Below are 11,500 nucleotides of genomic sequence, written 5' to 3'. Positions count from 1 at the left end.
CCGCTGGCGACCGGCCCGCCGCCGGTGCCGCCCCCGGCGGGGTGCGCCGCCGGGCCGCTCGGCGAGGCGCCCGGCGTGATCGCCTGAGCGGGTGTCTGGCTCTGGGACGGTACGGCCTGCGCGGCCTTGCTCGATGAGCCGCCGTCACCGCCTCCGCCCTGATCGGTCATCAGCCAGGCGATCAGCGCGACGACCGCCGCGACGGCGACGAGCACGACGACGCGCCGACGCCAGTAGATCGAGGCCGGCAGCGGTCCCACGGGTTGACGCAAAGAGGGCACGATCAAACTCTATGGGACTGTGTGTGGCGATTGACTCACCAACACCGCACAGTCGCCCCTTCTTTCACATGATCCGCCATTTGATCCGTTCGAGCGAGCCTCCGGATCCGGAGAACCGGGCGGAAACCGGAAGATCCGGAAGCGTCATCTCCGCTTCGGTCGGGTCCCGTGGCCGTGGGAGGATCGAAGGGCCATGACTGCCATCACCGCCACCGAAGCCGCCACCGCGCCGCCGATGCCCCTGCCGCTGCTGCACTCGACCGTCATCGACTGGTACGAGGCCAGCAAGCGCGACCTGCCCTGGCGGACGCCCGACGCGTCCCCCTGGGCGGTCATGGTGAGCGAGTTCATGCTCCAGCAGACCCCGGTGAAGCGGGTGCTGCCCGCCTGGCAGGCCTGGATGACCCGCTGGCCCACCCCCGCCGACCTGGCCGCCGAGGCACCCGGCGAGGCGGTCCGGCTGTGGGGCCGGCTGGGCTACCCGCGCCGCGCGCTGCGCCTGCACGCGGCCGCCGTGGCGATCACCGAGCAGCACGGCGGCGAGGTCCCGGACGACCACGCCACGCTGCTCTCGCTGCCCGGGGTGGGGGAGTACACCGCCGCCGCGGTCGCCTCCTTCGCCTTCCGCCAGCGGCACGTGGTGCTGGACACCAACGTCCGCCGGGTCTTCGCCCGCGCGGTGACCGGCGTCGAGTACCCGGCCACCGCCACCACCGCCGCCGAGCGCCGCACCGCGACCGCCCTGCTGCCCGACGACGCCCCGACGGCCGCCACCTGGGCGGTCGGCGTGATGGAACTGGGCGCGCTGGTCTGCACCGCCCGCGGCCCGGAGTGCGGGGACTGCCCGCTGTTCACCGTCTGCGCCTGGCAGCGGGCCGGCCGCCCGCCGTACGAGGGCCCGGCCCGGCGCGGCCAGTCCTACGAGGGGACGGACCGCCAGGTGCGCGGCAAGCTGCTCGCGGTGCTGCGCGAGGCACACGGCACGGTGCCCCAGGCCCGGCTGGACGCGGTCTGGCCGGACGCGGTGCAGCGCGCCCGGGCGCTGGACGGCCTGGTCGCCGACGGTCTGGTCGAGCCGGTCGAGCAGGGCGTCTACCGCCTGCCCCAGTGAACGACGGCGCCCCCGGGAGGACCTCCCGGGGGCGCCGTGCGAAGCGGTGACCGTCAGACGGCCGTCGCCTCCAGCGAGGCCTCGGCCGGCTTCTCGCCGGTGCCGGCGCCGCGCAGCGGCACCTCGCGCAGGAACACCGCGGCGGCGATGGCGATCACGGCCACCCCGGCGCCCCACAGGAAGACGGTGTGCATGCCGTTGGACACCGCGTGGTGGTAGGCGTCCTGGACGGCCTCGGGCAGCTTGCGCAGCTCGGCCGGGCCCATCTGGCCCGGGTCCTTCGCCCCGCCGCCGGCCGAGGCCTGCTCGCCCAGCCGCGCGGTCATGGTGTCCTTCACCCGGTTGTTGAACAGGGCGCCGAACAGCGCGACACCGAAGGAACCGCCGATGGTGCGGAACAGGGTGGCGGTGGAGCTGGCGACGCCCATGTCCTTGAGCTCGACGCTGTTCTGGGCGACCAGCATGGTGATCTGCATCAGGAAGCCCATGCCGGCGCCCAGCACGATCATCCAGCAGGCCGAGGTGAAGCTGCTGGTCTCGGTGCCCATGGTGGAGAGCAGGATCAGGCCGCCGGTCATCACGATGGTGCCGATGATCGGGAAGATCCGGTACTTGCCGGTCTTGGTGACGGCCTGGCCGACCACGAGCGAGACGACCAGCATGCCGAACATCATCGGCATCAGCAGCAGGCCGGAGTTGGTCGCCGAGGCGCCCTGGACAATCTGCTGGTAGAGCGGCAGGAAGACGGTCGAACCGAACATCACGAAGCCGACCACGAAGCCGATGATCGAGACCAGGGTGAAGTTCAGGTTCTTGAACAGGCTCAGCGGCAGCATCGGTTCCTGGGCCCGCTGCTCCACGTAGCAGAAGGCGATCAGCGAGGCGACGGCGAGCGCGGCCAGGCCGAGGATCTCCTTGGAGCCCCAGGCGTACTGCTGGCCGCCCCAGGTGGTGATCAGCACGAGCGAGGTGATGCCGGTGGTGAGCAGCACGGCACCCGGGTAGTCGATCCGGGCGGTGTTGCGGACCTTCGGCAGCTTCAGGGTGACGACGACCACGGCGAGCGCGACGATCCCGAGCGGCAGGTTGATGTAGAAGGTCCAGTGCCAGCTCAGGTGGTCGGTGATGAAGCCGCCGACCAGCGGGCCGCCGATGGTGGCGAGGGCCATCACGGCGGCGAACATGCCCTGGTACTTGCCGCGGTCACGCGGCGGGACGAGCGCGCCCATGATCGACATGACGCCGACCATCAGACCGCCGGCGCCGAGGCCCTGCACGGCGCGGAAGCCGATCAGCTCGTTCATGTTCTGGGACAGCCCGGACAGCGCCGAGCCCACCAGGAAGATCACGATCGAGGTCAGGAAGGTGCCCTTGCGGCCGTACAGGTCGCCGAGCTTGCCCCAGATCGGGGTGGAGGCGGCGGTGGCCAGGGTGTACGCGGTGACGACCCAGGACAGGTGCTCGGCGCCGCCGAGGTCACCGACGATGGTCGGCATCGCGGTGCCGACGATCAGGTTGTCGAGCATGGCCAGCAGCATCGTGACGACCAAGCCGACCATCACGAGGCGGATCTCGCGGGGTGACCGCGGCTGCTCCTCCTCGGCCGTCTTGTCCTCCGGTACCGGGCCGGCGGTCTTGGACTGTGACATGGGGTGGGGTCTCCCGGAGGGGTGTTTCGGACGGGCAGCGGGCCTTGCGGCGGATCACTTACTTGACGCCCGGCTAGTTTATCGATCGTCGGCACGGTAGGTTGTTTCCTAGCCGGTCGTCAAGCCAGTTTTAGGACCGGGCGCCTGGGCAGGGAGAATGAGCCCGGGGCGGACACCACCCCGGAGTCCGCAGCAGTAGTCACCGACGCAGTCATGAGGCAGGCCATGGGCACTCCGCACAGCCCCCGCAGCGACACCAGGGCTCGCATCATCGAGGTGTCGTTGGAGCTCTTCTCGGAGCAGGGCTACGAGCAGACCTCACTGCGCGAGATCGCCGACCGCCTGGGCGTCACCAAGGCCGCGCTCTACTACCACTTCAAGACCAAGGACGACATCGTCCTGGGCATCGTCGAGCGGATGGCCGCGCCGATCGACGAGATCATCGCGTGGGGCCGGGAGCAGGCCTGGAGCCCGGAGATGCGCGATGAGCTGATCCGGCGCTACGCGGACGGGATGACCGAGCGGGCCCCGCTGCTGCGCTTCTTCCACGAGAACCAGCCCGCGCTGCGCGAGTCCCCGGCCGGGCTGGCCTTCCGGGACCGCGTGATCACCATGATGCAGCTGGTGCACGGCCCGGAGGCGGAGTTCCGGGACCGGCTGCGCGCCACGATGGCGCTGTTCACCGCCCACTCGGCGTTCTTCCTGCTCAAGCAGGACACTGCGGACTGCGGCGACGCCGAGAACGTGTGGGGCGAGAAGCTGCCGTCCGCCGACCTGGGCGAGGCCCTCGAAGCGGCCCGCGAGGTCGCGCTGGAGATCAGCGGCCGGATCAGCCACCCCGCCCGCACCACCGACTGAGCAGCCTAGAACGCCGTGACGCCGTGCCCGGAGAGGTACGCGATCGGATCGTCAACCGGCCCGGTCCGGCCCGGCGCCCGGCCCGCCCGACTACTAGGCCCGGTCGTACCGCGCCGAAGCGCTGTGACGAGCGCCACCCGGCGGCGGGGTTCGAGCCGCCGCCGGAAAGCGTCCGGCCCGCCCCCGCGCGGTGGCGGGGACGGGCCGGACGGGGAGACTTCAGTGCCGCGCGATCACGGCCTGACCGTCAGGACGATCAGTTGTCGACCGGGCGGACCCGGATCCAGGTCTCCAGGTAGTTCGCGGACTCGTTCTCGACCTCGATGCTGGTGCCGGTCTTCGGCACGTCGACACCGCTGTACGGGTTGTCCTTCGACCACCACGACTTCAGGTCGGAGAACTCGTCGACGCCCTTGGACTTCGGGATGACCGTCTCGACGTCGGCCTTGTGCAGGGTCAGCGCCGGGACGCGACGCGAACCGAAGGTCGAGTCGAAGCCCTGCATGCGCGGGCGCATCAGGGTGCCGTCGGACCACTTGATCGGGGTCGGGTGCGAGTCGACCGGCAGCACCAGGCCGTGGCCCGGGTGGGCGCTGACGTTGTTGTCGGTCTGCGACTCGTCCCAGTACCAGATCAGCAGGCCGGGCTGGTACGAGTAGTGCTCGACCCAGCCGGGCTTGGCGGCCGAACCGAAGTTGTACGGGCCGGTCTTCAGCGTCTGGTCGAACGACACGTACTGCTTGTTCTCCGCGATGTAGTACTGCGCGTAGTCCTTGGTGTACGAGCCGCCGAAGCGGGTGAAGCCGGCGGCGGTCCAGCCGTTGTCGCCGTTCTCCACGTCGTCGCTGAACACGGTGGCGCCGTCGGCGGTCACCGCGATGTTGTCCGCCGCGAAGCCGCGGTAGTGCAGGCCGCCGTCGGTGGTGTTGTGGTAGCGGAACTGGATCTTCTTGCCGGCGTAGGCGTCCAGGTTGAACGACAGGTCACCCCAGGCGGCGGTGAGGCCGCTGAGGGCCGGGCGGCCGTTCTCCTTGGGGAGCGCGGCGCCGTTCCAGGTGCCGTCCACGACGGTCCAGGTCTTGCCGCCGTCGGTGGAGACCTCGCCGAAGGTGTAGTCGAAGTCCGGCTCCAGCTCGTACCAGGCCTTGGCGTTGATGCTGGCCTTGGTCTTGCCGGTCAGGTCGATGTCGCGGGTCAGCGTGACGTTCAGGTTGTCGGCGCTGCCGCTCCACCACTCGTTGTTGCCCCCGAAGGGCTTGTTGATGTCGGTGGTGATGCTCTTCTTCGGCAGGTCGACGATGAGCGCCTGCGGAAGGTTGGAGTTGTACTCCACCGGGCCGATGTGGTGGGTCGACTCGGTGCCGGCCTTGGCGCGGTCGGCCTTCAGCCAGCCGAGCTGGTACTTGCTCCAGGCGTCGAGGTCGTTCGGCATGTCGCCGATGCTGTCCTTGCCCTCGCCGAGCCAGGAACCGGAGGACATCAGCGACCAGAAGCCGACCGAGTTGTCGATGCCCTTGCCGGCGGTGTCGTAGAGGTCCGGCAGACCGAGGTCGTGGCCGTACTCGTGGGCGAAGACGCCGAGGCCGCCGTTCTCCGGCTGCATCGTGTAGTCGCCGATCCAGAAGCCGGAGTCACCGACCTGGACGCCACCGAGCTTGTTGTCGCCCGGGCCGGCCTGGCCGGTCAGGTTGCCGTAGACGTACGAGCGGTGGGCCCACAGGGCCTTGCTGCCCTGCTTGCCGCCACCGGCCGACTTGTCCTCACCGGCGTGCACGATCTGGAAGTGGTCGATGTACCCGTCGGGCTGGTTGAAGTTCCCGTCGTGGTGCGAGCCGTAGCGGTCCCACTGGTCGTACGAAGCCAGCGTCGCCTTGACCTGCTCCTTGGTCTGACCCTTCGCCAGCTGGTCCTTGTACCAGATGTCGACGGCGTCGCGGATCAGGTCCTGGGCGCTCGGGCAGACGTTGGAGCCGCAGTAGTCGGAGCCGTACCGGGCCTCGTTCCACGGCACCCGGACCCAGTCCGAGACCACGCCGTCGACCGAGTAGCGGCCCGAGGACTGCTTCTCGTAGAAGGTCTTCAGCGAGGGCTTGTCCTTGGCGAAGTACAGGTCCTGGTAGTGCTGCTGGTTGTAGTCGGCCTGCCAGGCGGTCGAGTTGTTCGTGGCGCGGTCCGGCGCCTCGATCTGGTTGTGCTTGGGGCCGGCCTCGCCGCCGTACTTGACCTTGCCGTCGGCGGTCTTGGTGGTGTTGTCGACCTGGTCGCCGAAGTCGACGAGGATCGTGAAGATCTTGTCCGTGCGCTCACGGGCGAGCTCGACGTACTTGTCCTTGCCGAGCTTCACGCTGGTGCTGCCGTTGTGCTGCTCGACCTGGGCGGTGCCGTTGAGCAGCTGCTCGGTGGCGGCCTTCTTCTCCGCATCGACCTTGGCGGTCAGCGGGCCCGGGATGTTGTGCTCGGTGTTGACGGACTGGACGGCGTCGGCGGGGTCCTTCGGGACCGGTGCCGAGCCGGACGCGACGGCGCTGCTCGGGAACAGGCCCGCGCCGAGCGTGACTATGACCGCCGCCGCGGTGGTGACCGCAGCGGCTCTCCTGGTGGTCTTCAAGGTTGTGACGCCCTCCCCGACCGAGCCGACTCTTGGCCAAGGCCCGGTAAACCAATATGAAAGACAGGTGGACGTCATTTGACCGAAGTGGGGCGGGAAAAGATAGACCTTGACCCTGACATGGGCACGGCGCTATGCTCGCCGATTTTCCGTCAGCTGATGCCCCGTCGGGAAGCGCCAGGTCCGGGCTGTGCGCGGCGGCCGGGAACGCACCGAGCCCCCGGCGCGAACGCCGGGGGCTCGGTGGCTGTGAAGTTGTCTGTTAAATGTTGGCTTACTTCGTCAGGTCCGGACCGGACGAGGCGACCGCGGCCGGAGTGTCCGCGACGGCCGACTTCTCCTCACCGCGGAAGGTGAACTTGGCTTCCTTGCCCTCGCCCTCCACGTCGACGACCACGATGTGGCCGGCCCGCAGCTCGCCGAAGAGGATCTTCTCGGAGAGGTGGTCCTCGATCTCGCGCTGGATGGTGCGGCGCAGCGGACGGGCACCCAGGATCGGGTCGTAGCCGCGCTTGGCCAGCAGCTTCTTGGCCTCGACGCTGAGCTCCAGGCCCATGTCCTTGTCCTTGAGCCGCTCGTCCACCTTGTCGATCATCAGGTCGACGATCTGGATGATGTCGTCCTCGGTCAGCTGGTGGAACACCACGATGTCGTCGACGCGGTTCAGGAACTCGGGGCGGAAGTGCTGCTTGAGCTCCTCGCCGACCTTCGCCTTCATCCGCTCGTACCCGGTCTGGGTGTCACCCGTGGCCGCGAAGCCCAGGTTGAAGCCCTTGGAGATGTCCCGGGTGCCGAGGTTGGTCGTCATGATGATGACGGTGTTCTTGAAGTCGACCACGCGGCCCTGGGAGTCGGTCAGGCGACCGTCCTCCAGGATCTGCAGCAGCGAGTTGAAGATGTCCGGGTGGGCCTTCTCGACCTCGTCGAAGAGGACGACCGAGAACGGCTTGCGGCGGACCTTCTCGGTCAGCTGGCCGCCCTCCTCGTAGCCCACGTACCCGGGCGGGGAGCCGAACAGCCGGGAGACGGTGTGCTTCTCGGAGAACTCGGACATGTCGAGCGCGATCAGCGCGTCCTCGTCGCCGAAGAGGAACTCGGCGAGCGTCTTGGACAGTTCGGTCTTACCGACGCCGGACGGGCCGGCGAAGATGAACGAACCGCCGGGGCGCTTCGGGTCCTTGAGGCCCGCACGGGTGCGCCGGATGGCCTGGGAGAGCGCCTTGATGGCGTCCTTCTGGCCGATGACGCGCTTGTGCAGCTCGTCCTCCATGCGCAGGAGACGGGACGTCTCCTCCTCGGTCAGCTTGAAGACCGGGATGCCGGTGGCGGTGGCCAGGACCTCGGCGATGAGCTCCTCGTTGACCTCCGCGACGACGTCCATGTCGCCGGCCTTCCACTCCTTCTCGCGCTTGGCCTTGGCCTGCAGGAGCTGCTTCTCGTCGTCGCGCAGGGACGCGGCCTTCTCGAAGTCCTGCGCGTCGATCGCGCTCTCCTTCTCGCGGCGCACGTCGGCGATCTTCTCGTCGAACTCGCGCAGGTCCGGCGGCGCGGTCATCCGGCGGATGCGCATTCGGGAGCCGGCCTCGTCGATCAGGTCGATGGCCTTGTCCGGCAGGAAGCGGTCCGAGATGTACCGGTCGGCCAGGGTGGCGGCGGCGACCAGGGCGGCGTCCGTGATGGAGACCCGGTGGTGGGCCTCGTAGCGGTCGCGCAGACCCTTGAGGATCTCGATGGTGTGCGGCAGCGAGGGCTCGGCGACCTGGATCGGCTGGAAGCGGCGCTCCAGCGCGGCGTCCTTCTCCAGGTGCTTGCGGTACTCGTCCAGGGTGGTGGCACCGATGGTCTGCAGCTCGCCGCGGGCCAGCATCGGCTTGAGGATGCTGGCGGCGTCGATGGCACCCTCGGCGGCGCCCGCGCCGACCAGGGTGTGCAGCTCGTCGATGAACAGGATGATGTCGCCGCGGGTGCGGATCTCCTTGAGCACCTTCTTCAGGCGCTCCTCGAAGTCACCGCGGTAGCGCGAGCCGGCCACCAGGGCGCCCAGGTCCAGCGTGTAGAGCTGCTTGTCCTTGAGCGTCTCCGGGACCTCGCCCTTGACGATCGCCTGCGCCAGGCCCTCGACCACGGCGGTCTTGCCGACGCCGGGCTCACCGATCAGGACCGGGTTGTTCTTGGTGCGGCGGGACAGCACCTGCATGACCCGCTCGATCTCCTTCTCGCGCCCGATGACCGGGTCGAGCTTGGCCTCGCGGGCGGCCTGGGTGAGGTTGCGCCCGAACTGGTCCAGGACCAGCGAGGTCGACGGGGTGCCCTCGGCGGGCCCGCCGGCCGTGGCCGACTCCTTGCCGCCGCTGGTCTGGTAGCCGGAGAGCAGCTGGATGACCTGCTGGCGCACCCGGTTGAGGTCGGCACCCAGCTTGACCAGGACCTGGGCGGCGACGCCCTCGCCCTCGCGGATCAGGCCGAGCAGGATGTGCTCGGTGCCGATGTAGTTGTGGCCGAGCTGCAGGGCCTCCCGGAGCGACAGCTCCAGGACCTTCTTCGCCCGGGGGGTGAAGGGAATGTGACCGGACGGGGCCTGCTGGCCCTGACCGATGATCTCCTCGACCTGCTGGCGCACGGCCTCAAGGGAAATCCCGAGGCTCTCCAGGGCCTTGGCGGCGACGCCCTCGCCCTCGTGGATCAGACCCAGGAGGATGTGCTCGGTGCCGATGTAGTTGTGGTTGAGCATCCGGGCTTCTTCCTGAGCCAGGACGACAACCCGCCGCGCGCGGTCGGTGAACCTCTCGAACATCGTTTATCGCTCCTCAGAGCGGTCGGGCAGTTCGGGGTCCGTCCCCGCCCTGTCCTTCCGCATGCTAGTCCCGCTCAGCGGCGCGGCCCACGGATTCACTCCCCGGTAGAGGAGCGAGATGCTGCGCGACCAGCCGACACCAATCCCAACCTGATGCTGGGAATCGGTGTTCCCACAGGTGGGCCGGATGCACCGGAAACCGCTACGCCATCGGCGAACAAGAGCCGCCGGGGCGGAGCCGGACCCTCTACGGCCGGTCGTACATGCTGCCCCTGGACGGGTCGAAGAACCCGTCCACCTGCATTCATACCCGGTATCGGGGTGGTTCTCGCGCAGTTTCCGCGGTGGCGGTGTTCGCCTGGCGAGAAGTCGGGCCGCAGGGGCGGTGGTTCGACGGCGGCCGGGGCCGGGCCGTACGCCGTCCCGGGGTGTCCGCGTTACCGCTTCGCCCTTACAGCGTTGCACAGCTCGTGATTGTTCCGCCGCCCGAGCCCGCCGCCCCGGCCGCCCGTGCCGACGCGGGCGCCGGTACCGGTGGCGCCGTGGTCGTCCGGGTGCACGCCGCGGGGCGCGGAGGTGTTCCCTCCGCGCCCCGCGCGTGTGTCGTCGGTGCCGTACGCGGTCGCCGGGGCCCCGCATCCGCTCCGGTGGGCCGGTGGCGCCGGGGTCAGGCCGCGTTGGCCTTGTCGTAGGCCTCGCGGACGGTGCTCGGCACCCGGCCGCGGTCGTTGACCTCCATGCCCTGTTCCTTCGCCCACGCGCGGACCTTCGCGGTGTCGGGCGCGCTGCCGGACGGGCGTGCCGCGGCGCCGCGGCCCGGACGCCGGGTACCGGCGAGCCGGCCGCTCTGCTTGCGGCCCTTCTCCAGGTAGGGCGCCAGCAGACCGCGCAGCTTGTCCGCGTTGGCGCTCTTCAGGTCGATCTCGTAGGCAACGCCGTCGAGCGCGAACGTCACCGTCTCGTCCGCCGAACCGCCATCGAGATCGTCTTCAAGAATGACCTGCACCCTCTGTGCCACGGGCTTCCCTTTCCGCTAAACGACCCATTGCCTAAGGAAAGGAAAGCGCCTTTCTCCGGAAAACACAAACCCTTGACCGGCTCGGAGCCGCTCAGAGGTGCAGCAGCATGCGCGAGTTGCCCAGTGTGTTGGGCTTCACGCGCTCGAGGTCAAGGAACTCGGCGACACCTTCATCGTACGAGCGGAGAAGTTCTTCATAGACATCCGTAGCGATCGCCGCCGGGTCTGTCGTACCATCATCGGTTTCCTGGAGCTCCCCGATCTCGGCGAAACCGTGTTTCGCGAAGAACGGAACCTCGAACGTCAAGCAGAAAATCCGACGGACGCCCAGCCAGCGCGCGGTCTCCACCAGCTTCTCCAACAGCCGGTGCCCGATCCCGAAGCCCCGGCAGGAGGGATCGACCGCGAGCGTCCGGACCTCGGCGAGGTCCTCCCACATCACGTGCAGGGCCCCGCAGGCCACCACCACGCCGTTGTCGTCGCGTTCCGCGACCCAGAACTCCTGGACGGATTCGAACAGTGTGACTGTGGGCTTGTCGAGCAGAATGCCGTCGCGCGAGTAGGCGTCGATGAGCCCGCGTACGGCCCGTACGTCCGTGGTCCGCGCGCGGCGGATGGTGACCTCCATGGCGGGACGTTATCGCGTCGCGCCCGGCGCGGTCCCGCCGGTATCCGCTCCGCCGGTATCCGGGCCGTCCTCGGGGGATTCCGCGGCGGGCGGATCGGACGGGAAGAGAGCCGCCACCCGCAACGCGTCCCTGAGTGCCTCGCGCTGCTCCGGGGACATCAGGCCGAAGAAGTGGACCAGGGCCGCCGCGGGATTGTCACTGGTGGCCCAGGCGTCGTTCATCAGGGCCGCCGTGTACGCCTCGCGCGAGGAGACCGGTTCATATCGATAGGCCCGGCCGGCCCGCTCGCGGCGCAACCAGCCCTTTCTGTGCAGCTTGTCCAGGACGGTCATCACCGTGGTGTACGCGATTTCGCGTTCCGACTGCAGATCCAGGAGAACCTCGCGAACCGTCACCGGTCGGTTCCACCGCCACACCCGGGTCATGATGGCGTTCTCAAGTTCGCCGAGTTGCCGGACCATAGTCCGGCCAGGATAGGGAGTGAATGGGGCAAATCTTGTGAAGTGCGCCAAACCGGCGCGCCGCCACCCCCGGGAATCGGGAATGACGGCG

The 11,500-nt window shown here is 68.9% G+C and carries 8 protein-coding genes and 1 pseudogene; 2 read left to right on the top strand and 7 right to left on the bottom strand.

Annotated elements, in window-relative coordinates; genetic code table 11:
* Positions 1–260, bottom strand: a pseudogene (locus BG452_RS03280) (hypothetical protein); the annotation flags it as partial.
* A 214-nt stretch (positions 261–474) separates the two neighbouring features.
* On the opposite strand from BG452_RS03280, the gene BG452_RS03275 reads away from it, so the two are divergent.
* On the top strand, positions 475–1,392 hold the full coding sequence (locus BG452_RS03275; protein WP_188302604.1) for an A/G-specific adenine glycosylase: 918 nt from the start codon (positions 475–477) through the stop codon (positions 1,390–1,392).
* A gap of 53 nt (positions 1,393–1,445) precedes the next feature.
* Here the strand turns inward: BG452_RS03275 and BG452_RS03270 are convergent, their stop codons facing one another.
* Positions 1,446–3,041 carry an MDR family MFS transporter gene (locus BG452_RS03270; RefSeq protein WP_188302603.1) on the bottom strand — a complete coding sequence of 532 codons (1,596 nt, stop codon included), beginning with the start codon at positions 3,039–3,041 and terminating at the stop codon, positions 1,446–1,448.
* A 225-nt stretch (positions 3,042–3,266) separates the two neighbouring features.
* On the opposite strand from BG452_RS03270, the gene BG452_RS03265 reads away from it, so the two are divergent.
* Complete coding sequence (locus tag BG452_RS03265) at positions 3,267–3,899, top strand: TetR/AcrR family transcriptional regulator (protein WP_188302602.1); 633 nt, start codon at positions 3,267–3,269, stop codon at positions 3,897–3,899.
* A 256-nt stretch (positions 3,900–4,155) separates the two neighbouring features.
* Here the strand turns inward: BG452_RS03265 and BG452_RS03260 are convergent, their stop codons facing one another.
* The 5 genes from BG452_RS03260 to BG452_RS03240 all read right to left on the bottom strand — a co-directional run bounded on the left by BG452_RS03260 (position 4,156) and on the right by BG452_RS03240 (position 11,409).
* The gene (locus BG452_RS03260; RefSeq protein ID WP_223241687.1) at positions 4,156–6,507 is read right to left on the bottom strand and encodes an immune inhibitor A domain-containing protein; all 2,352 of its coding nucleotides are present in this window, start codon (positions 6,505–6,507) and stop codon (positions 4,156–4,158) included.
* A gap of 274 nt (positions 6,508–6,781) precedes the next feature.
* Complete coding sequence (locus BG452_RS03255) at positions 6,782–9,301, bottom strand: ATP-dependent Clp protease ATP-binding subunit (RefSeq protein WP_188302600.1); 2,520 nt, start codon at positions 9,299–9,301, stop codon at positions 6,782–6,784.
* Positions 9,302–9,968: 667 nt separating this feature from the next.
* Positions 9,969–10,319, bottom strand: a complete 351-nt coding sequence (locus tag BG452_RS03250; RefSeq protein WP_188302599.1) for a histone-like nucleoid-structuring protein Lsr2 — start codon at positions 10,317–10,319, stop codon at positions 9,969–9,971.
* A 91-nt stretch (positions 10,320–10,410) separates the two neighbouring features.
* Positions 10,411–10,947: an amino-acid N-acetyltransferase gene (locus BG452_RS03245; protein ID WP_188302598.1), complete on the bottom strand. Its 537-nt coding sequence runs from the start codon at positions 10,945–10,947 to the stop codon at positions 10,411–10,413.
* 9 nt (positions 10,948–10,956) lie between these two features.
* On the bottom strand, positions 10,957–11,409 hold the full coding sequence (locus BG452_RS03240) for a BlaI/MecI/CopY family transcriptional regulator (protein WP_188302597.1): 453 nt from the start codon (positions 11,407–11,409) through the stop codon (positions 10,957–10,959).
* Positions 11,410–11,500: the final 91 nt, after the last annotated feature.

The organism is Streptomyces sp. CBMA123, assembly GCF_014596465.1.
Taxonomy (GTDB): Bacteria; Actinomycetota; Actinomycetes; order Streptomycetales; family Streptomycetaceae; genus Kitasatospora.
Note: the sequence above shows the minus strand (reverse complement) of the source record. Positions and strands in the feature narration are given on the sequence as shown.